Origin of the sequence: Rhizobium giardinii bv. giardinii H152, assembly GCF_000379605.1 — a bacterium.
Taxonomy (GTDB): Bacteria; Pseudomonadota; Alphaproteobacteria; order Rhizobiales; family Rhizobiaceae; genus Pararhizobium; species Pararhizobium giardinii.
This window is the reverse complement of the sequence record NZ_KB902684.1, coordinates 1-20,561: the sequence shown is the minus strand read 5'-3', so window position 1 is coordinate 20,561 and position 20,561 is coordinate 1. Positions and strand designations below refer to the sequence as shown.

Here is a 20,561-nt window from a genome sequence, read left to right as displayed (position 1 = left end):
TTCTTTGCCGTGCATTTGCCCTGCCCTTTTACAATTTGGTTGTCGTGGAAAACTTGCAAACCGGTCCGATCAGCGCAATAGGGACATCTGGTCCGACCCGATACCTATCGGCGGCGTCGGACCGGGCAAGCGGCAGGAAGATGAGCCAGGACCGGGCATGAAACTGATCGAGCGCTATATCCTGAGGCGGGCAACGGGCATGTTCCTTGCCACGCTTTTGCCGCTGATGGCGATCGTCTGGACGACGCAGGCGCTTGCCAGCGTCAACCTGGTGACCGACAGCGGCCAGTCCATCCTCGCCTTCCTCAAGCTCGCAACGCTCATCCTGCCCTCGATCATCCCGCTGATCCTGCCCTTCGCCCTGGTGATCGGCGTGGCGCAGACTCTGACTGCGATGAACGCCGATTCGGAGCTCACCGTCCTGAATGCCGCCGGCGCCTCGCGCATGACGATCATCCGGCCGGTCCTTTGTCTCGGCATCGCGCTCAGCGTCCTGTCCTTTGCGGTCGACAATTTCGTCGAACCCTATTCACGCATGGCCGTGCGCAAGATGATCGCCACCGCCCATGCCGACCTCCTGTCGTCCGTGGTGCAGGAAAACACCTTCCGCAAGATTGCCGACGGCCTTTATGTCCAGGTTGCCGCGCGCCGCAGCGGCGGCGTCCTGCACGGGATCTTCGTCGCCGATTCCCGCAACCCGGCCTATGAGCTGGTCTATTATGCCCGCGAGGGCGCGGTCGACGAAAACGGCTCGGCGCTGGTGATGAAGGATGGCGAGGTGCACCGCAAGCTTCCGGACAGCAATGTCTCGATCATCAAGTTCGATTCCTATGCCTTCGACCTCACGGACCTGACCAAGATGGCCGGCGAAGCCACCATCCGCGCGAAGGACCGGGACCTGTTTTTCCTGCTAAATCCGGATCCCAAGGACCCGGTCTACGAGAAGAACCCGATGTCCTTTTCGGCAGAATTGCACCGCCGATTCACCGAGTGGACCTTTCCCCTGCTGTTTGCACTGATTGCGCTGGTCGTCAGCAGCGATGCGCGGTCACATCGCGAAGCCCGCATGCATCCGATGATTACCGCCCTCCTGACCTGCCTTTTCGTCCGCTGGGCGACTTTTTACGCCGCCAACAGCGCGGAGGAATCAGCCGCCTTCGTTCCGGTCATGTATCTGATTCCGCTCGCAACCGGCTATCTGGCGGTGCGTCAGTTGATCGGCAACAAGCGGCTTGAAATCCCGCTGACCTGGGAGCAGAAGCTCAACGAGATCCTGGTTCGTCTGCGCCTTGCCAAGGTCGCGCCTGCCTCCGACGGGAACCAGTCCGCATGATGTTCACCACGCTCGGGCGTTATTTCTTCAGGCGATACGCGGTGACGACCTTCTGGTTCCTCACCGGCATTTTCGCACTGATCTTCATCATCGATTTCAGCGAACTCTCTAACCGGATGTCGCAATTGCCGCGATACTCAGTCGCGGGCGCCCTGCTGATGACGACGTTCCGCATTCCGATGATCCTGCAGCAGACCGTTCCCTTCGTCGCGCTGTTTGCTGGCATGGCGGCACTGATCTCGCTCAACCGCCGCTATGAGCTGGTTGTGACGCGGGCCGCCGGCATTTCCGTCTGGCAATTCCTGCAGCCTTTCGTCATCGGCGCGCTCCTGTTCGGCATCCTGACGGTGATCGCTCTCAATCCGATCGCCGCCTGGGGAACGAAGCAGGCCGAAGCGCTGGAAGCGGAATGGGGAAGTTCTTCCTCCGCCCACTCGGCGATCTCCATCCCCTGGTTGCGGCAGATTTACGGAAACGACGATACGATCATCGGCGCCCGCTCGGTTCAGGATGAGGGCAGGACGCTGGTCAACGTCACGGTGCTCCATTTCGATCCGCTCGGCACGATCGTTTCGAGACAGGATGCCGCCACGGCAAAACTGGAAGATGGTTACTGGCTCCTTAACGCCGTGACGGAAACGCGCAACGGGCAGCTGCCACGCCGTCTCGCCACGGCACAACTGCCGACCCATCTGAAGCCGGAATTCGTTCAGGAAACGCTTACAAAGGCTGATTCCATTCAGTTTTTTGACTTGCAGCGCAAAATTGAAGTGGCGAAATCATTCGGCTTCCCGACAAACGGCATGGAAACCCAGTTCCATTCCATGCTTTCGCTTCCTCTGCTTCTGGTGGCAATGACGCTGATCGCTGCAAGCGTCTCTCTAAAATTTAGCCGGTTTAACCAATCGAGGCCGGTGATTCTCGGTGGCATCCTTTCAGGCTTCGTGCTTTATGTCGTCACCGTGCTTGTCAAAGCATTCGGGAGTAGCGGCATAGTGCCTCCGTTCGTTGCAGCCTGGTTGCCAGTTGTTGTAGCGATGGCACTGGGCTCTACGATTCTATTGCATGAGGAAGATGGCTAGTGGCGGCAGGCAACCGCAAACATATCAGGCTGCTCACGGCCCTTCTGCTTTCCGGCGTTGCGTTCCAGGCGTTTACCCCGGTCGCACCTGCTTGGGCACAAGCAACCAATATCGATTCGCTTCAGCCGAAGCTCCCCGAAGATGCCAAGATGCTTCTCTCGGCCAACGAGCTCGTCTACAACCAGGACGCCGAGCGAGTGATCGTGCGCGGCGCCGTGCAGATCAATTATGGCGGCTACCAGATGGTCGCCCAGCAGGTCGAATACAGCCAGAAGACCGGGCGCATCATTGCGACCGGCGAGATCGAACTCATCGAACCCGGCGGCAACAAGATCTACGCCGACAAGATGGATGTGACGGACAATTTCGCCGATGGCTTCATCGAAACGATGCGGCTTGAAACGACCGACCTTACGAAGCTCGCCGCAGTCACCGGCGAGCGGCGCAACGGCGAGGAGATGATCCTCAACAATGCCATCTACACAGCCTGTACGCCCTGCGCGACCAATCCGGACCATCGCTCGCTCTGGCACGTCAAGGCGCAGCGCATCGTCCAGAACGGCAAGACCCATACCGTTCGCATGGAGAATGCCAGGTTCGAGCTGTTCGGCAAGCCGATCATGTTTCTGCCCGTGCTCGAGGTTCCGGACCACACGGTGAAGCGCAAGAGCGGCTTCCTGTTTCCGAAATTCAAATACACGCAGAAACTCGGCGCCGGTGTCGGCATCCCCTATTACTGGGCGATTTCGCCCTATATGGACGCCACCGTCACCGCGACCGGTTTGACCCGCCAGGGTTTCCTGCTCGAGGGCGAGTTCCGCCAGCGGTTCGAAAACGGCGAACACATCCTCAGCATGGCCGGCATCAGCCAGATGGACCGCGACAGTTTCACCGAAGGCACCGTCGATGCCAAGGAAACCGCCCGTGGCATGATCGCCTCGCAGGCCAGGTTCGAGATCAATCCGCGCTGGACGTTCGGCTGGAACGTTCTGGTGCAGAGCGACAACAACTTCGCCAAGACCTACGAGCTTTCGACCTTCGACGGAACGACCTACACGAATCAGGTCTATCTGACCGGTCTTGGCAAGCGCAATTACTTCGACGCCCGCGCCTTCTACTTCGACATCCAGGATGCCGACCTCGACAGCCTTGCCGAAAACAAGCAGCCCATCGCGCAGGTGACGGATTATTCCTACACGGCGCCTGAGCCGGTGCTTGGCGGCGAGTTGACCGCCAATTTCAACCTCACCAACGTCAAGCGCAACCGCGAGGACGAACTGCAGGTCAGCGTGCCCGGTCCTGACGTGTTTCGTTATCGGGGGCTGGAAGGCAGCTACCAGCGGTTTACCGCCGAAGCCGAATGGAAGCGCAATTTCATCCTTCCGGGCGGACTGTCGCTGACGCCGATCCTTGCCGCGCGGGGCGACCTGACCGGCACGTCGATGACCGATCCGGCCAATTATACCGGCAACTTTAACGATGATGACGCGGCCGCCCGGCGCATGCTGACGGCGGGAATCGATGCGCGCTATCCCATTCTGCTGACGACCGATTACAGCAGCCACATCATCGAGCCGATCGCCCAGGTCTTTGCCCGTCCCGACGAGGAATATGCCGGCGGCCTGCCGAACGAGGACGCACAGAGCTTCGTCTTCGATGCAACCACGCTGTTCGACCGCGACAAGTTCTCCGGCTACGATCGCATCGAAGGCGGCACGCGGGCCAATCTCGGGGTCCGCTACACCGGCGCGCTCGGCAACGGCTATGCGCTGCGCGCCATTGCCGGCCAATCCTTCCATTTGGGCGGGCTGAATTCTTTCGCCACGGACGACTTGGTCAAGGTCGGTTCGGATTCCGGGCTGGAAACAGACAGTTCGGATTATGTCGCCATGTTCGGCATCGACGCCCCCTCCGGCATCACGACAAGCCTGAGCGGCCGTTTCGACGAGAGCAATTTCGACCTGCAGCGCGCCGATGCAACGATCGGCTACCAGGGCATCTTCTGGCAGACAGCGCTGACCTACACCAGCATCAAGGCGCAACCGCTTTACGGATCGACGAGCGACCAGGACGAAATCCAAACGGCGGCCGCATACAAGTTCCAGGACTACTGGTCGGTGTTCGGTTCGGTCACCTACGACCTGAACAGCAACGTCGTGACCCGCAACGGCATCGGCATCACCTATGACGACCGCGACACGATCTTCTCGCTGGTCTACAAGGAAGAGCGCGATACCGATCAGACCGTCGCCAACGACTGGTCGATCGGCGCCCGCATCAGCTTCCGTACATTGGGCGACATCAATGTCGGCGATACCGACTTCGACAGCCTGAACTGAGCGGCGCACATTGCTTCGCTGGGGCAGACGCAAGTGCTGCCTGCGTCGCGCTGCAGGTCTTGTCATTGTTCGGCCGCATGTATTATGCATCTTGCGAGGAAACGCGCAGGACGATTGCGCTCGGCACAAGATCACGACCTCCGGGGCTTCGCAGTCGGGGAAGACGAAAAGGATAAGACATGGGCGGGAAACTCTCGATCACACGCGCGGTTTCGACACTGATCCTCGCCTGCGGTATCGCATTTGCGGCAGCGCCGGCGGCGGTGCAGGCGGCGAGCAAGGTCGTCGCCGTCGTCAACGGCACGCCCATCACGTCCGGCGATGTCGCCAAGCGTGCTGCGTTCCTGCGCCTGCAGCGGCATGCCGGTGGCCAGGCCGCCGCCCGCCAGGAGCTGATCGACGAAGTTCTCAAGCGCGCCGAAGTCGTCAGGGTCGGCGCCTCCGTCAGCACGAGTGATGTCGATGCGGCGGTCGGCCGCTTTGCGGCCGGCAACAAGCTGACCGTCCAGCAATTGTCGCAGGTGCTCGACCAGGCCGGTGTCGGCCTCGACCACTTCAAGAGCTACGTCGCCGTGGCGATGAGCTGGCCGCGCGTCGTCAATGCCCGGTTCGGCGGCGGCGGAAGCGGCCGTCTTTCCAACGAGGAACTCGTCCGGCGCATGCAGGAAAACGGCGGCAACAAGCCGGTGACGACGGAATATTTCCTGCAACAGGTGATCTTCGTGGTACCCGCCGCCAAGCGCAACGCCATCATCGGCAAGCGCCAGGCGGAAGCCAACGCGTCGCGCGCGAAATATCCCGGCTGCGAACAGGCCAAGGTGTTTGCCGCCACGATGCGGGACGTGTCGGTCCGCAATCTCGGCCGCATGATGGTGCAGGAGATCCCCGGGGACTGGAAGCCACTGGTCGAAAAGGCCGGCGACGGCAACACGACGGCGACGCGCGTGACGGAAAAGGGCGTCGAGTATCTCGGCATTTGCAAGAAGCGCCAGGTTTCCGACGACCTTGCCGCCGAAGTCGTCTTCCGCGCCGAGGATATCGGCAAGAAGGACCAGGGCGACGACAGCAACAGCAAGAAATACATCGAGGAACTGCGCAAGCGCGCGCAGATCATCGACAAGTAGCTGCTCTCCCATGACCGCACCAGCAAGCGACAGGCCGCTCGCCCTGACCATGGGCGATCCGGCCGGCATTGGCCTCGACATCAGCCTTGCCACCTGGGCGAACAGGCAGGCCTGGCAGACGCCGCCCTTCATCCTGGTCGGCGATCCCGCCGCCCTTGCCGAGCGCGCCCGCCTGCTTGGCCATGACGTCGCGATCCGCGAAGCGGAATGCACCGAAGCGATTGCCGCTTTCGACGCAGCGCTGCCGGTCCTGCCGGTTGCCTGCGCCGTTCCCGCCATGCCGGGCGAGCCCGATTCCGCCAATGCCGGCGCCATCACCGGCGCGATCGAAACGGCCGTACGGCTGACGATGGAAGGTGCCGCTTGCGCCGTCGTCACGAATCCGATCGCCAAATCGGTTCTCTACGAAGCCGGCTTCCGGTTCCCCGGACACACCGAATTCCTCGCCGATATCGGCGAACGCATGACCGGCGAAAAACTGCTGCCGGTCATGCTGCTGGCCGGGCCGAAGCTGAAGGCCGTGCCGGTGACGATCCATATCCCGCTGAAGGACGTGCCGGCGCAGCTGACCTCCGACCTGATCTACCGGACATGCACGATCACGGCGCATGACCTGAAACGGCGCTTCGGTCTTGCCTCGCCGCGCATCGCGGTGGCGGGCCTCAACCCGCATGCCGGCGAAAACGGTGCCCTGGGTCTCGAGGACGATGCGATCATCCGCCCGGTCATCGATCAGCTGAAGGCCGAGGGGCTCGACATCATCGGGCCCCTGCCCGCCGATACCATGTTCCATGACCGCGCCCGCGCAACCTATGACGTGGCGATCTGCATGTATCACGATCAGGCGCTGATCCCGGCCAAGGCGCTCGGCTTCGACGACAGCGTCAATGTCACGCTCGGCCTTCCCTTCATCCGCACCTCGCCGGACCACGGCACGGCGTTCAGCCTCGCGGCCAAGGGCATTGCCCGCGCCGACAGCCTGCTGGCCGCGCTGAAGATGGCGCGGGAGCTTGCCGACAACGCTGCGAAGGCGAACGGCTGATGGCGGCTATCGACGGCCTGCCGCCGCTGCGCGACGTCATCCAGCGCCATGGTCTCGATGCCAGGAAGGCATTGGGCCAGAACTTTCTGTTCGACCTCAATCTCACCCAGAAGATCGCCCGCACCGCCGGGCCGCTCGAGGGGGTGACGGTGATCGAGGTCGGCCCCGGGCCTGGCGGTCTCACCCGCGCCATCCTGTCGCTCGGCGCCAAAAAGCTGATCGCCATCGAGCGGGACAGCCGCTGCCTGCCGGCGCTCGCCGAGATCGCCGATCACTATCCCGGCCGCCTGGAGGTGATCGAGGGCGACGCTTTGAAGATCGACTTCGAGAACCTCGTGACCGATGGCCCGGTCCGGATCATCGCCAACCTGCCCTACAATGTCGGCACGCAACTGCTGGTCAACTGGCTGTTGCCGAAAGCCTGGCCTCCCTTCTACCAGTCGATGACGCTGATGTTCCAGCGCGAGGTTGGCTTGAGGATCGTGGCGGAAGAAAACGACGACCATTACGGCCGTCTCGGCGTGCTGTGCGGCTGGCGGACGCAGGCGCGAATGGCCTTCGACGTGCCGCCGCAGGCGTTTTCGCCGCCGCCGAAGGTAACCTCGTCCGTGGTCCATCTGGAACCGCTCGAGAACCCGATCCCCTGCTCTGCCGCCGCCCTCGAAAAGGTGACGATGGCCGCCTTCGGCCAGCGCCGCAAGATGCTGCGCCAGAGCGTCAAGTCGATCGGCGGCGAGGCCCTGCTGGCCAAGGCCGGCATCGACCCGCAACGCCGCGCCGAAACGCTGTCCGTCGAGGAATTCTGCCGGATCGCCAACTGCCTCTAATATCGATCAGTCGATCAGCTCGATTTTCTCTCGCCGCTCGCCGAAAGTATTGATTGCTGCGGAAACCTCCGCTTCCCGCTCTTGTGGCGCGAGTGTCACAAAGAGCAGGTTGGGAGCAAGACGAGCCCGTATGATTGGAGTTTTAATATCTCTTTCAGCGAGAGCGGACAGTCGACTGCGAACTGTCAAAGCTCTCTCCACAGGCGCGCATTGGCGCGCAAACTGAATGGCTACGACAATCTTGTTGTCGTTAAGAAAGTCGATTGCTTCGGAATAGAGAGCGTACTTTGGTCTCGTCCGGCCCGTAGCCGAGGGAACTTCAAAACCGTTGTCTGGATCTAAGAACACTATATCGGCACTCTTCAGCAACTCACGTCCTGTACGGTGCCAAATCGCCCTATCCAACTGCGGAACATAGTCGTCAAAATATATGGTGTCTTGAGGTAGAACTCCCAGTTCGGCTACTCGGCTGAGGCGTCTCTCGCTCGGCGTTTGAAGCGGCTGCAATTGCCGAAGAAGGTCAATCTCCCATCCTCGCCATGTCTTCGACGTTACGTGATGACGTTTCTCGCCATCGTTGTTTCCAAGTTTATCAACTTGGTCGTGCCGCGTTAGATACCAATTTAGTCCAACTCTCCCGCCGAGCACGTTTCCGAGATGGCGCAGGAGTGAATATTTCGCATAGTCGTGGGAATCGCCGAGATACCGTTCCTGCATCAGACATCCGTTCAGAGCTTCGGCGTTTCGGTCAAAAGCCCGTTGACGAACTCGAACAGTCCCGGGCGCCGGTCGCGGCGCAGGCGTTCGGCCTCGACGATCGCCTTGACGGAGGCAAACGCGCTGTTGAGGTCCTCGTTGACGACGATATAGTCGTATTCGATCCAGTGCTCGATCTCGGAGCGCGAATTGGCAAGCCGCGTCTGGATCACCTCTTCCGTGTCCTCGGCGCGCCGGTGCAGGCGTGATTGCAGTTCGGCCATCGACGGCGGCAGGATGAAGATCGATACGACATCGCCGCCCATCTTCTCCTGCAGCTGCTGGGCGCCCTGCCAGTCGATGTCGAACAGCATGTCGCGGCCCTCGGCCATGGCCTCTTCCACAGCGTCGCGCGGCGTGCCGTAGAAATTGCCGTGCACCTCGGCCCATTCCAGAAGCGCGTCGGTCTGGCGCAGGCCCTCGAACTCGCGGATCGACTTGAAGAAGTAGTGACGGCCTTCGATCTCGCTCGGACGGCGGTTGCGCGTCGTCACGCTGACGGAGATGCTCATCTGCGGATCAGCTTCCAGGAGGTTACGTGCGATCGTCGACTTGCCGGCGCCGGAGGGTGACGAGATCACCAGCATGAGGCCGCGGCGCTGAATGGCTTTTGTGGATGGTGGGCTGGCGGGGCTCATGGTCACTCCAGATTTTGGACCTGTTCACGAAACTGGTCGATGACGACTTTCAGTTCGATGCCGGCGGAAGTAACCGTTGCGGCATTCGACTTGGAACAGATCGTATTCGATTCGCGGTTAAATTCCTGGGAAAGGAAATCGAGTTTCCGGCCAACCGGGCCGCCCTTCTTCAAAAGATCGCGGGCAGCGGCGACATGCGTGCGCAGCCGGTCGATCTCCTCGCGGATATCGGCCTTGGCCGCCAGCAGCGCCACCTCGCCATAGAGGCGGTCCTGATCGATCGTCACGCCGCCATCCAGCACCAGAGCCACCTGCTGCGCCAACCGGGCAGCGATCGACTGCGGGCTGCGCGACGGATCCACCTCGATCTGCCCGGTCAAGAGGGCGATCTTTTCGATCTGGTCGAGCAGCACCCGGCAGAGTGCGGCACCTTCCGTCTCGCGCATGGCGGTGATGTCGGCGAGTGCGAGTTTCAGGCCAACCAGGAGGTCCCCGTCGCGGGCGACGCGCTCGCCCTCCTGTTCCTCAGGCTCCCGGAAATCGACGACGCCGCGAATGGCAAGCAGCGCGTCGAGCCGCAACGGCGCGGGGTCGATCACATCGCGCAACTGCTCGCGCAGCGCCAGCACGGCTGCCAGCGCACCCTGGTTGACCACGGTTTCAACCCCGGCCTCGCTGGTGTTCAGTGTAAGGTTCACCTGCATGTTGCCGCGCGAAAAACACTCCGCCACCAGCTTGCGAACATCGGCTTCCAGATGTTCGGTGCCGGTCGGCAGCCGCAGCCTGAGATCGAGCCCCTTGCCGTTGACCGAGCGCAGTTCCCACGCCCAGCGATAGCGCCCGGAGGTTCCCTCGCGGCGGGCAAATCCGGTCATGGATTGCAGCGGCATTGTCTTCTCCCTCGGTCCTTGCAGCGCGCAGCCGGACCGGCTGGCTTGGCGTGCGGGAATTCTTGAAATTGTGCATGAATGTGTACGGCTCCGGCACGGTTGACCGCAAGGGTCAAGCGGGCCGGAGCCGTATCATCCACAAGCGTGGTACCGATTATTCCTGAACGGTCGCCGGTTCTGCCGCCTTGGCTGCGGCTGCGGCCTTCTCGGCCTCCAGCTTGCGCCAGCGGCGGACATTGTTGTTGTGCTCGTCGAGCGTGGCTGCGAACACATGCCCGCCGGTGCCGTCGGCCACGAAATAGAGATCTGATGTGCGCGAGGGGTTGGCAACCGCCTCTAGCGCCGCGCGGCCGGGATTGGCGATCGGCGTCGGCGGCAGGCCCTTGATCAGATAGGTGTTGTAGGGCGTCTGCTTGTCGAGGTCCGATTTCAGGATCGGCCGGTCGGCGGGCTTTCCGTCGCCGCCGAAGATGCCGTAGATGATCGTCGGGTCGGACTGCAGGCGCATGCCCTTTTCCAGCCGGTTGATGAAAACGGAGGCAACGCGCGAGCGTTCGTCGGCGATGCCCGTTTCCTTCTCGACGATCGATGCCAGCGTCAGGAACTCGTCGCGGCTGGCGATCGGCAGGTCCGGATCACGGCGATCCCAGATCTGATCGACCAGGGCCTTCTGCGCAGCTGCCATCTGCGCGACGATTTCGCCGCGCTTGGTGCCGCGCGAGAATTTATAGGTGTCGGGACGCAGCGTGCCTTCGGCAGGCAGCTCCGCCGGCAGATCGCCTTCGAGCACGGGGTCCGCGCTCAGCTTGCTGAACATCTGCTTGACGGTCAGGCCTTCCGGCAGCGACACGGAGTAAAGGATCGACTTGCCGGATTTCAGCAGTTGCATGATCTCCTGCATCGAGGAGCCTGCCTTGATTTCGTACTCGCCGGCCTTCAGCGTGTCGTCGTCCAGATAGGCTTCCGACATGAAGCGGAAGACGCGCCCATCGGAAACGATATTGTTGCGCTCGAGGCTGCCTGCGATTTCCTGAATGCCGGCACCGTTGCGCACGATGAAATTGGTGTTTGCCGTCAGCGGGCCTTTGGCCTCGTAGGCCGTCATCGCGTAATAAATCGTCGCGGCGGCAGCGACCGTCAGACAGACGATGACGGTCATGACGAAATTCAGAAAGATGACGACCTGGCTTTTCGCCTTGCGCGACCGCTTCGGCGGCTGCGGCACTTTTTCCGGACGAAGGGCTTCGCTCGCCGATTTCGGAATGATCGGGCCGTTGTTGCCGGCCTCGCTGCCGCCGAAAGGCACTGCGCTGTTTTCGTTTGCGTCGTTCACGAGTGTCCTGGTTCTGGAGTTCGCATCATGCACGTCCCAATCCCTGATGCGAACTCCAGAAGAGTACCAGGAAAGAGAATCATTTCGCTGCGACTATAGCAATCTACGCCGTCTGCCTTGTGTCAGCATGATCTGGCGACACCCGGCATCCCGGTTTCCGGTCACAAATCGTCCCTATTGCACGTTTGAACCGAGCAATGCGGCAAAAGCTGGATAAGGGATGCAATTAAAGCATCAAATACAATAAGCCGGCGACATGCCGCCGACACGGGGCCCACAGGTGGCCCCGTGACCGCCGATATCAGGCAAGGCGGCGCAGCACGAGGGAGGCGTTCGTACCGCCGAAACCGAAGGAATTCGACAGGGCGACATTGATGTCGCGCTTGCGCGCAACATGCGGCACCAGGTCGATCTTCGTTTCGACCGAAGGATTGTCGAGATTGAGCGTCGGCGGCGCGACATTGTCGCGGATCGCCAGCGCGCAGAAGATCGCCTCCACCGCACCGGCAGCGCCGAGCAGATGGCCGATCGCCGATTTGGTGGAAGACATGGAAACCCTGCCGGCGTGCTCGCCAAGAACGCGCTCTGCGGCGCCAAGCTCGATCGTGTCCGCCATGGTGGAGGTGCCGTGCGCGTTGATATAGTCGATGTCGGCTGCCGTCAGGCCGGCGCGCTTCAGCGCCATCTGCATGCAGCGATAGGCGCCGTCGCCGTCTTCGGCGGGCGCGGTGATGTGGAAGGCGTCGCCCGAGAGGCCATAGCCCACGACTTCCGCATAGATCTTTGCGCCGCGCGCCTTGGCATGTTCGAGCTCTTCCAGCACGACGATGCCGGCGCCCTCGCCCATGACGAAGCCGTCACGATCCCTGTCATACGGGCGAGACGCCTTCTGCGGATCATCGTTGTGCTGGGTGGACAGCGCCTTGCAGGCCGCAAAGCCGGCAAGGGCGATGCGCGAAATCGGCGATTCCGTGCCACCCGCGACCATCACGTCGGCATCGCCAAGCGCGATCAGGCGGCTCGCATCGCCGATCGCATGGGCACCGGTCGAACAGGCGGTGACGACCGAATGGTTGGGTCCGCGCAGCTTGTGGCGGATCGAAACCTGGCCGGAGGCGAGATTGATCAGGCGGCCGGGGATGAAGAAAGGCGAAACGCGGCGCGGGCCCTTGTCGCGCAAGGTGATGCCGCCATCGACGATGCCTTCGAGACCGCCGATGCCCGAACCGATCAGGACGCCGGTGGCAATCTGGTCCTCGTCGGATTTCGGGTGCCAGCCGGCATCGGCAAGCGCCATGTCGGCTGCAGCCATCGCATAGATGATGAAATCATCGACCTTGCGCTGTTCCTTCGGTTCCATCCAGTTGTCGGGATTGAACGTGCCGTCGGTGCCATCGCCGAACGGCAGGCGGCAGGCAATCTTCGCAGGCAGGTCTTCGACTTCGAATTCCGTCACCCTGCGGGCGGCATTGCCTCCGGCAATCAGCCGCGACCAGGTGATCTCGGTTCCACAACCCAATGGAGATACCATGCCGGTACCGGTGATAACGACACGTCTCATAGCCCGTGATCCACCCTGCCTGTTAATTCCAGAACCGGACCGGACCACATGCTAAAACCGGACCCGTACATCCATTTCCGTGATGTTCATATCGCGCAATCAGGTACGGAAGCCATCAGGCTTTCCTTAAATGCGCTTGTCGCCCCCAAAAAGGGAGCCTGCCCCGCCGGGGACTTGAAGGCGGGCCGCGACGCGCCCCGCCCTGCACGGCCTTAGGCCTGTGCCTTTTCGATGAACTTGACGGCGTCGCCGACCGTCAGGATCGAATCCGCTGCATCATCGGGAATTTCGACGCCGAACTCTTCTTCGAATGCCATGACCAGTTCGACGGTGTCGAGCGAGTCCGCGCCCAGATCGTCGATGAAGCTTGCGCCTTCCGAAACCTTTTCGGCATCGACGCCAAGATGATCAATAACAATTTTCTTTACGCGTTCTGCTACGTCGCTCATGTCGGATTCCTCGACCTTTGTTTTTTCTCAACGATGCCGTGCTGACATCGGTACCCTATTAACGCCAGAGAGATCAAGACGATCACCCCGGCAATCTCTTCAACCGCAAGAGCGGCAAACCACGCGCTGCAAAAGACGGCGTGTGCCTCATATCTTCCGATCGACTGCGCACAGTCATGGCCCGCTTAACACGGTTTATGTCTGTCGCAAAGTCCGAAAATGGCCGGGAATGGCTTGGTCAACACGCAATTCCCGGTATTTCCGCCCCGCCCCTTCGATTAACGCGAAAACGCGGCGGCGCAGGCGTTTACCGCGCTCAGATCATCGCCATGCCGCCGTTCACATGGATCGTCTGGCCGGTAACGTAAGCCGCCTCGTTGGAGGCGAGATAAGCGACGGCGGCGGCCACTTCCGCACCGGTTCCCATCCGCTTCATCGGGATGGCGCCCATGATGGCGTCCTTCTGCTTGTCGTTCAGCTTGCCGGTCATGGCGCTCTCGATGAAACCGGGCGCAACGCAGTTGACGGTGACGTTGCGGGTGGCGATCTCCTGCGCCAGCGATTTGGAGAAGCCGATCATGCCCGCCTTGGAGGCACAGTAGTTGGCCTGCCCCGGATTGCCGGTGACGCCGACGATCGAGGTGATGTTGATGATGCGGCCATGGCGGCGGCGCATCATCGGATGGGTCAATTCGCGCGTCAGCCGGAAGACCGAGGTCAGGTTGACTTCCAGCACCGCGTCCCAGTCCTCGTCGCTCATGCGCACGAACAGGCCGTCCTTGGTGATGCCGGCATTGTTGACGAGGATGTCGACGCCGGAAAGTTCGCTTTCCGCCTTTTCGCCGAGCGCCTTGACGGCGGCGCGGTCGGCAAGGTTCGCCGGAAACAGGTGGACGCGCTCGCCGAGCTCGTTGCCGAGCGCTTCGAGCTTTTCGACGCGGGTGCCGTGCAGGCCGACGATGGCGCCCTGCGCATGCAGGATGCGGGCGATCTCTTCGCCGATGCCGCCGGATGCGCCGGTGACGAGAGCCTTGCGGCCAGACAGATCGAACATGGTTGGTTTCCTCTTTTAGAGCAAATAGCGAACAGGCGGCGGCAAATAGGCGAAGACCAATCGTAGCGTCAGCTTCTTCTATTCGCCATTCGCCTCGATTCAGGCGAGCAGCGTTTGAAGCGCCGCGTCGATGTCGGCGGGGGAATTGACGGCGATGCCGGTCACCGTCTTGTCGATGCGGCGGGCAAGACCGGTCAGCACCTTGCCGGAGCCGATCTCGTACAGCGTCTTCACGTCGTTTGCGGCGAACCACTCGACGGTCTCGCGCCAGCGGACCTGGCCGGTCACCTGTTCGACCAGAAGGCTTGCGATCGCGTCCGCATCCGTCACCGGTGCAGCCCGTACATTGGCGATCAGCGGCACGGCGGGATTGCTCTTCGCCACGGTTGCGAGAGCCTCGCGCATGGCGTCTGCCGCCGGCGCCATCAGCGCCGAATGGAAGGGCGCGGACACAGGCAGAAGGATGGCACGCTTTGCCCCCTTCTCGGTCGCCAGCATCGCCGCCTTTTCGACCGCGGCCTTCTCGCCGGAAATCACCAGCTGGCCGCCGCCATTGTCATTGGCGATCTGGCAGGAGCCGAGCGCGGATGCTGCCGCGCAAATCGCGTCGACATCGCCGTGCTCCAGGCCGATGATCGCCGCCATCGCGCCTTTGCCGACGGGCACCGCCGCCTGCATGGCATTGCCGCGGATGCGCAGGAGCCGCGCCGTGTCGGCGAGCGAGAAGGTGCCGGCGGCACAGAGCGCCGAATATTCGCCGAGCGAATGGCCGGCCACATAGGCGACCTTGGATTTCAGATCGAGCCCCTTGGCCTCGAGCACGCGAATGGCGGCGATCGACACCGCCATCAATGCCGGCTGGGCATTGGCCGTCAGCGTCAGCGTCTCCTCCGGGCCGTTCCACATGATGTCGGAGAGCTTGTCGCCGAGCGCGTCGTCGACCTCGGCAAAGACGGCTGCTGCCTCCGGAAAGGCATCGGCCAGGTCCTTGCCCATGCCGAGAGCCTGGCTGCCCTGTCCGGGAAATGTGAATGCGATTGCCATGGGGATGTCCTTCCCTTCAATTTTCCTCTCCATTCACATTCCTTGCGTCCGAGTCAAGGCTTGAGCGGCCTTCGGCCCGTCTATGCATCGGGTGTGCGCTTTTCTCTTGCGCCGCAGCAAACAGCCACTACATTCGCCGGCAAACCAGATCGAGGCACTTCCATGCGCTACAAGACACTCGGCCGCACCGGCATTACCGTTTCCGAAATCTGCCTGGGCACCATGACCTGGGGCAGCCAGAACCCGGAAAGCGAAGCCCACGAGCAATTGGACTATGCCGTCGGCCAGGGCATCAACTTCATCGACACGGCCGAACTCTATCCGGTGACGCCGCTTTCGGCAGAAACCCAGGGCCTCACCGAAGCCTATATCGGCACCTGGCTGAAGAAGCGCGGCAAGCGCGACGATGTGGTGATCGCCACCAAGGTCGCCGGCCCCGGACGCCCCTATATCCGCGGCGGCAGCCCGATGAGCCCCGCCACCATGCGGATCGCGCTCGATGAAAGCCTGAAACGGCTGCAGACGGACTATGTCGATCTCTATCAGCTGCACTGGCCGAACCGCGGCCATTATCACTTCCGCAACGCCTGGACCTACGACCCGTCGAAACAGGACAGGACGACGGTACCGGCCGAGCTCCTGGCGCTCCTCGAAACGCTCGGAGAATTCGTCAAGGCCGGCAAGATCCGCGCCGTCGGCCTGTCGAACGACACCGCCTGGGGCGCAATGACGATGCTGTCGCTGGCCGAGAAGCACGGCCTGCCGCGCATCGCCTCGATCCAGAACGAATACAACTTCCTCTACCGCGCCTTCGATCTCGATCTTGCCGAGGTCAGCCATCACGAGGATGTCGGCCTGCTCGCCTATTCGCCCCTCGCCGCCGGCCTGATGAGCGGCAAGTATCTCAACGGCGCGTGCCCGGAAGGCTCACGCCTCAGCATCAACGGCGACCTCGGCGGACGCTATACCGAATACCAGGAAGGCGCAGTCGCCGCCTATGCCGAGCTCGCCCGCGCCCACGGCCTCGATCTCGCCCAGATGCAGCTTGCCTTCAGCCTTACCCGGCCCTTCATGACCTCGGTCATCATCGGTGCAACGAGCATGGCACAGCTGAAGACGAATATCGGTGCCGGGGATGTCAGGCTGTCAGCCGAGGTGCTGAAGGGAATCGGGCGGCTGCACCGCCAATTCCCGGCGCCGATCTGAGCACGCGCCGGCGGCGGCTCCATAACAGAAAGCGTGAGACCGGCATCGGCTGCGATCTTCCGCGTCCATACAAAAATGGCCTGCTGCAGGCAGCAGGCCATTGCGCGACCTCAAAGGATCAGGAGCGCTTCCTGATCGTGCCGTAGACGATGTTGCGGTTCTCGCCGAACCAGACACTCGCCTCAACGCTGTTGCGCTCGACGCTCGAATTGATGACGTTCCACATGTCCGCCTCCGAGCGCAAGAGCAGTGCCCAGTTCATGAACGATTCCATATAGCCATCGTCGGCCATGCCCTTGGCGAAATTGGCGAAGAGGAAGACACCGCCCGGCTTGAGCATGTCCATGCAGGTCTGCGTCAGCTTCACCGCAACCTTGTCGGCAAGATAATCGTAGAGACCGGCGGCATAGATGAAGTCAAACTCGCCGAGCTGATGCTTCTTGCTGAGCAGCCCGCGGACGGAACCATCGATTGCCTCGATGCTGGTGCCCTGGAAATCCCGGGCGATCGATCCGATGCTGAGCGGGTCCTGATCGAGGGCGACCCACCGCTTGATCTGCCCGTTCTTCAGGGCGACCGAGCTGTCGGCTTCACGCAGGTGGCCTGCGGCGACCGTGAGTATCTCCGTTTCCGGGCCTTTTTCCGCGGCGATCTCGTCGACATAGCGGGTGAGGATGTCGCGCCGCTCCCTGACGGCTACAGGGCCCGGGGCGTTGCGGGTATATTCATAAATCCCGAGCCCAAGCGGAGTGGACTTTGCCACTTCGTGGGCAACGGCGGGGTGGCCATAGATGAAGTCGATCAGGCTCGCGTCACCGGAATAGCCGCGCGGCTTTTCGAACGACCAGCGCGTGAACGGATCCTGCTGAAAGATCTTCGCCGACGGATGGCTCTGCACGATCGGGATCAGCGCCTGCCAGACGCTTGGCTCGAACTTGTTGCGCGTTTCATGCAGCGCGCCGATGAGCCGCTTTACGGTTTGGGCCGGGTCTCGGGCTTCCTCGATCTGCTGCATGGCGATTGCCAGCACGAGCGCCAGTTCGGCTTTCGCTGTTGCCAGTTGCTCGTCGTGTCGATCGGTTTTGGAGGAAGAAAGTTCGGTGATGATGGATTGGGGGGTGATCAGGCTTTCGCCGTCGAACGCAATATTGAATTGGGACACTCGAACCTCGTCGGTTAATAGATCATTAACATAATGATGAAAAATGAAGGCAGTGCCAATCCGCGCTGTCCCGCTTTCGCTGGACATGGTTAACGCACGGGCCCGTTGTGGGCTCGGCTGTGCGTCGCACACGGCTGCTCTTTTACCGAGTTCAGAAAAAGTTAATGCACCTCCCCTATGGTGCGGAAAAGTGCTGCCCTTTCCTGATAGGTTTCCTGTCCGGATGGCCGGCGTGGGGCGCCTGAAACAGCGTCGATTGCTGGAAAGAGGCCTCAAGCTCGAGAGAATGCGACGCAACGCTATGGAAAGTGCATGAAGCACACGTTGGCCGACGTAGTTGAGATCGATCTCCACACCGAGCCGCCGAGACCGGCCTCGGCGGAGCTTAGTGCGCTCTATCGGCAGGAAGGCCAATGCAAGCGCAAGCAGGCCACGAGACACGGCCTGTGGATCGCGGTCGCCGCCTATCTGCTGTTTTCGATCACCGACATTTTGCTCGTTCCGGACGTCGCGTTCTACACGATCGCCGCCCGCTTCGCCGTCTGCATCATCGCGATCGCCGCGCTGGAAACGCAGTTCCGCCTGAACGCCAGCGCCAACGCGATCGATGCCACCTGTGCGGGCGCGGTGATCCTCGCCTATGCCGGTTGGTTATACCCAGCCATGATGACCGCCGATATCCAGAGCATATCCTACTACATGGTCTACGGCGCCATCTTCATGATGAGCGTCAACCTGTTCTTCAGCTTCCACTTTCGCCTTTCGGTCGTCGCATCGGTCATCATTCTCGTCATTTTCCTGGCCGCTCTCCTGTCCTTCCCGCCGATGGATACCACCTACAAGCTCGCATTCGGCACCTTCTGCGCCTCATGCTTCGTCTTCACGTCCTACGTGAACTGGAAGCTCAACAGGGAACGCTACAAGGTCTTCCTCAACGCCCTGGAGGCGAAGGTTCAGCACAACGAGGCATCCGAACGCGGCAAGGCTCTGCTCAGGCTGTCGAACACCGATCCTTTGACCGGCCTTGCAAATCGCCGGGCCATCGACCAGAGGCTGCGCAGCCTCTGGAACGACTGGCAAAAATCCGGCATGAGCTTTGCGGCGATCCTGATCGATGTCGATTTCTTCAAGCGGTACAATGACTGCTACGGCCATCAGGAGGGCGATCGCTGCCTTATCCTCGTCGCCAATGCGCTCGAGGCCACGATCAGCGCCTATGGCGGCTCGATCGGACGCTATGGCGGCGAGGAATTCATTGTTCTCGCCCACCTGGACACCGGCGAGCGGGTGGCGGAACTTGCCGAAGCCATTCGTCGCACGGTCGAGGACCTGGCGCTCGCGCACGGCCAGCGGCGGGACGGCACGTCGATCGTCACCGTCAGCGTTGGCGCCTCGTTCACCCGGAATCAAACGGGCACGAAGCTCGAGAAGGTCATCCACGAGGCGGACCGCGCCCTTTACGCAGCCAAAGCAAGCGGCCGCAACTGTGTGCGCCTGTTCGATCCGAACGATCCCCAGAGCAGCGACGAGAGCGAGAACGTCGCGGCCCTGCTGAAGATCGCCATAGACCAGCATCTGGTTTCCCTCGTCTACCAGCCGATTCGCAACGTCGCCTCTGGCCGGGTCGACGCCGTCGAAGCGCTGATGCGCCTGAGGATGTTGGACGGCACAGCGGTCACGCCGAGCCTTTTCATTCCCGTCGCGGAACGCACCGGGGCCATCCTGGAACTCGGGCGCTGGGCCATACGGACGGTCTGCCGCGAACTCCTGGTGAACGACCACGTGCCGGTGGTCAGCGTCAACGTCTCGCCCCTCCAGCTCAAGACCCCCGGCTTTGCCGCATCCGTCGCGGCGATCCTCGGAGAGACCGGTGTCGGCGGCGGCCGGCTGGCGCTGGAGATCACCGAAGGTCTCGAAATGGAGATGCATTCGGACATTCTGCGCTGCATCAGCGACCTGAAGACGCTGGGCATCAAGATCTGGCTCGATGATTTCGGGACAGGCTTTGCCGGTCTTTCCTGGCTTCGCCTGATCGATTTCGACACGGTGAAGATCGACCGCTCGTTCCTGCACGACTGCGGCACCCCGCGCGGCAAGGCCATGCTCCAGGACATCATCGGCCTCGTACGCAATCGCGGCCACAACATCCTCGTCGAAGGGGTGGAAACCGATGAGCAGCTCAGGCTCATGCAGGAATTCCGCATAGACCAGGTGCAAGGCTACTACGTCGGCCGCCCGGCCCCCGCAGAAACCTTCACGACGCCCCCACCGTCCGATCAGCGCCGGGCGCGGCTCATGCGACCTGCGGGATGATGAGGCAGTCAGGGATGTGCCGGCTTGCGGTCTGAAAGTGGATCTTCGGCTTGACTCAAGGTCGTCATCCTCGTCCTCGGGTTTAACCCGAGGATTGACCGAGGATCCATCCCCGAGCCCATCAACGCTTAACCATCCGGCGATGCGCGTGCTTGGATCCTCGGGTCAAGCCCACTGCTGTCCGGTTTAAATTTCCACGATTGGCAGAGGCAATTGTCGTGGGTCGGATCTCGGTGATGGGGGAGTTTGCCTGAGCGCGTTGATCGGTCTGCGGTGCATGATGTTGAGGCGGACGAGGCGGGTGAAGGCGAGCGGTTGGGAAATCGCGGTCTGGCAGGCTTGGGCCATGCGCAGCAGAATGTAGGCGATCAGTGCAACGTAGACCTGGATGCGCACGGCGTTCTCCGA

Annotated in this window: 17 protein-coding genes and 1 pseudogene; 8 read left to right on the top strand and 10 right to left on the bottom strand. The window is 61.8% G+C overall.

The window, feature by feature from the left end; all coding sequences use genetic code 11:
- Positions 1–157 precede the first annotated feature (157 nt).
- The 6 genes from lptF (at position 158) to rsmA (ending at position 7,747) form a co-directional block, all read left to right on the top strand.
- Positions 158–1,333, top strand: a complete 1,176-nt coding sequence (gene lptF / locus A3AY_RS0119620; protein WP_018327373.1) for an LPS export ABC transporter permease LptF — start codon at positions 158–160, stop codon at positions 1,331–1,333.
- A complete protein-coding gene (lptG, locus tag A3AY_RS0119615) occupies positions 1,330–2,415 on the top strand; it encodes an LPS export ABC transporter permease LptG (RefSeq protein WP_018327372.1) in 1,086 nt (361 codons plus the stop codon). The genes lptF and lptG overlap by 4 nt, the downstream gene beginning before the upstream one ends.
- Complete coding sequence (locus A3AY_RS0119610) at positions 2,415–4,754, top strand: LPS-assembly protein LptD (RefSeq protein ID WP_018327371.1); 2,340 nt, start codon at positions 2,415–2,417, stop codon at positions 4,752–4,754. Before lptG ends, A3AY_RS0119610 begins: the two co-directional genes overlap by 1 nt.
- Before the next feature lie 179 nt (positions 4,755–4,933).
- Entirely contained in the window at positions 4,934–5,878 is a 945-nt protein-coding gene (locus A3AY_RS0119605; RefSeq protein WP_018327370.1) for a SurA N-terminal domain-containing protein, read from the top strand.
- A gap of 10 nt (positions 5,879–5,888) precedes the next feature.
- Positions 5,889–6,920, top strand: a complete 1,032-nt coding sequence (gene pdxA, locus A3AY_RS0119600) for a 4-hydroxythreonine-4-phosphate dehydrogenase PdxA (protein WP_018327369.1) — start codon at positions 5,889–5,891, stop codon at positions 6,918–6,920.
- A complete protein-coding gene (rsmA, locus tag A3AY_RS0119595; RefSeq protein WP_018327368.1) occupies positions 6,920–7,747 on the top strand; it encodes a 16S rRNA (adenine(1518)-N(6)/adenine(1519)-N(6))-dimethyltransferase RsmA in 828 nt (275 codons plus the stop codon). The genes pdxA and rsmA overlap by 1 nt, the downstream gene beginning before the upstream one ends.
- A 6-nt stretch (positions 7,748–7,753) precedes the next feature.
- Here the strand turns inward: rsmA and A3AY_RS0119590 are convergent, their stop codons facing one another.
- The 8 genes from A3AY_RS0119590 to fabD form a co-directional block, all read right to left on the bottom strand.
- The gene (locus A3AY_RS0119590) at positions 7,754–8,464 is read right to left on the bottom strand and encodes a hypothetical protein (RefSeq protein WP_018327367.1); all 711 of its coding nucleotides are present in this window, start codon (positions 8,462–8,464) and stop codon (positions 7,754–7,756) included.
- A gap of 11 nt (positions 8,465–8,475) precedes the next feature.
- Positions 8,476–9,141 (bottom strand): guanylate kinase, encoded by a 666-nt coding sequence (gene gmk, locus A3AY_RS0119585; protein WP_018327366.1) that lies wholly within the window; start codon positions 9,139–9,141, stop codon positions 8,476–8,478.
- Positions 9,142–9,143: 2 nt separating this feature from the next.
- Positions 9,144–10,031, bottom strand: coding sequence for a YicC/YloC family endoribonuclease (locus A3AY_RS0119580; RefSeq protein WP_018327365.1), 888 nt, complete (start codon positions 10,029–10,031; stop codon positions 9,144–9,146).
- Between the two features lie 154 nt (positions 10,032–10,185).
- Complete coding sequence (gene mltG / locus A3AY_RS0119575; RefSeq protein WP_018327364.1) at positions 10,186–11,364, bottom strand: endolytic transglycosylase MltG; 1,179 nt, start codon at positions 11,362–11,364, stop codon at positions 10,186–10,188.
- Between the two features lie 301 nt (positions 11,365–11,665).
- Positions 11,666–12,925: a beta-ketoacyl-ACP synthase II gene (fabF, locus tag A3AY_RS0119570; RefSeq protein ID WP_018327363.1), complete on the bottom strand. Its 1,260-nt coding sequence runs from the start codon at positions 12,923–12,925 to the stop codon at positions 11,666–11,668.
- Between the two features lie 212 nt (positions 12,926–13,137).
- Positions 13,138–13,374 (bottom strand): acyl carrier protein, encoded by a 237-nt coding sequence (locus A3AY_RS0119565; RefSeq protein WP_018327362.1) that lies wholly within the window; start codon positions 13,372–13,374, stop codon positions 13,138–13,140.
- A 316-nt stretch (positions 13,375–13,690) separates the two neighbouring features.
- Positions 13,691–14,428, bottom strand: coding sequence for a 3-oxoacyl-[acyl-carrier-protein] reductase (gene fabG, locus A3AY_RS0119560; RefSeq protein ID WP_018327361.1), 738 nt, complete (start codon positions 14,426–14,428; stop codon positions 13,691–13,693).
- Positions 14,429–14,527: 99 nt separating this feature from the next.
- Positions 14,528–15,472: an ACP S-malonyltransferase gene (gene fabD / locus A3AY_RS0119555; RefSeq protein ID WP_018327360.1), complete on the bottom strand. Its 945-nt coding sequence runs from the start codon at positions 15,470–15,472 to the stop codon at positions 14,528–14,530.
- Positions 15,473–15,634: 162 nt separating this feature from the next.
- Between fabD and A3AY_RS0119550 the strand changes: the two genes are divergently transcribed.
- A complete protein-coding gene (locus A3AY_RS0119550) occupies positions 15,635–16,678 on the top strand; it encodes an aldo/keto reductase (RefSeq protein ID WP_018327359.1) in 1,044 nt (347 codons plus the stop codon).
- Positions 16,679–16,796: 118 nt separating this feature from the next.
- Here the strand turns inward: A3AY_RS0119550 and A3AY_RS0119545 are convergent, their stop codons facing one another.
- Positions 16,797–17,840 carry a class I SAM-dependent methyltransferase gene (locus A3AY_RS0119545; protein WP_018327358.1) on the bottom strand — a complete coding sequence of 348 codons (1,044 nt, stop codon included), beginning with the start codon at positions 17,838–17,840 and terminating at the stop codon, positions 16,797–16,799.
- A gap of 312 nt (positions 17,841–18,152) precedes the next feature.
- Here A3AY_RS0119545 and A3AY_RS0119540 point away from each other — a divergent pair, with 312 nt between their 5' ends.
- Positions 18,153–20,153, top strand: a complete 2,001-nt coding sequence (locus A3AY_RS0119540; RefSeq protein ID WP_018327357.1) for a putative bifunctional diguanylate cyclase/phosphodiesterase — start codon at positions 18,153–18,155, stop codon at positions 20,151–20,153.
- A 186-nt stretch (positions 20,154–20,339) separates the two neighbouring features.
- Here the strand turns inward: A3AY_RS0119540 and A3AY_RS35595 are convergent.
- Positions 20,340–20,561: pseudogene (locus A3AY_RS35595) on the bottom strand (IS4 family transposase); the annotation flags it as partial.

Bases quoted from the DNA above. Each gene is read 5' to 3' on its own strand.
- lptF (WP_018327373.1), top strand. From the start codon at position 158: ATGAAACTGATCGAGCGCTATATCCTGAGGCGGGCAACGGGCATGTTC.
- lptG (WP_018327372.1), top strand. From the start codon at position 1,330: ATGATGTTCACCACGCTCGGGCGTTATTTCTTCAGGCGATACGCGGTG.
- A3AY_RS0119605 (WP_018327370.1), top strand. From the start codon at position 4,934: ATGGGCGGGAAACTCTCGATCACACGCGCGGTTTCGACACTGATCCTC.
- pdxA (WP_018327369.1), top strand. From the start codon at position 5,889: ATGACCGCACCAGCAAGCGACAGGCCGCTCGCCCTGACCATGGGCGAT.
- rsmA (WP_018327368.1), top strand. From the start codon at position 6,920: ATGGCGGCTATCGACGGCCTGCCGCCGCTGCGCGACGTCATCCAGCGC.
- A3AY_RS0119590 (WP_018327367.1), bottom strand. From the start codon at position 8,464: ATGCAGGAACGGTATCTCGGCGATTCCCACGACTATGCGAAATATTCA.
- gmk (WP_018327366.1), bottom strand. From the start codon at position 9,141: ATGAGCCCCGCCAGCCCACCATCCACAAAAGCCATTCAGCGCCGCGGC.
- A3AY_RS0119580 (WP_018327365.1), bottom strand. From the start codon at position 10,031: ATGCCGCTGCAATCCATGACCGGATTTGCCCGCCGCGAGGGAACCTCC.
- fabF (WP_018327363.1), bottom strand. From the start codon at position 12,925: ATGAGACGTGTCGTTATCACCGGTACCGGCATGGTATCTCCATTGGGT.
- A3AY_RS0119565 (WP_018327362.1), bottom strand. From the start codon at position 13,374: ATGAGCGACGTAGCAGAACGCGTAAAGAAAATTGTTATTGATCATCTT.
- fabG (WP_018327361.1), bottom strand. From the start codon at position 14,428: ATGTTCGATCTGTCTGGCCGCAAGGCTCTCGTCACCGGCGCATCCGGC.
- fabD (WP_018327360.1), bottom strand. From the start codon at position 15,472: ATGGCAATCGCATTCACATTTCCCGGACAGGGCAGCCAGGCTCTCGGC.
- A3AY_RS0119550 (WP_018327359.1), top strand. From the start codon at position 15,635: ATGCGCTACAAGACACTCGGCCGCACCGGCATTACCGTTTCCGAAATC.
- A3AY_RS0119540 (WP_018327357.1), top strand. From the start codon at position 18,153: ATGAAGCACACGTTGGCCGACGTAGTTGAGATCGATCTCCACACCGAG.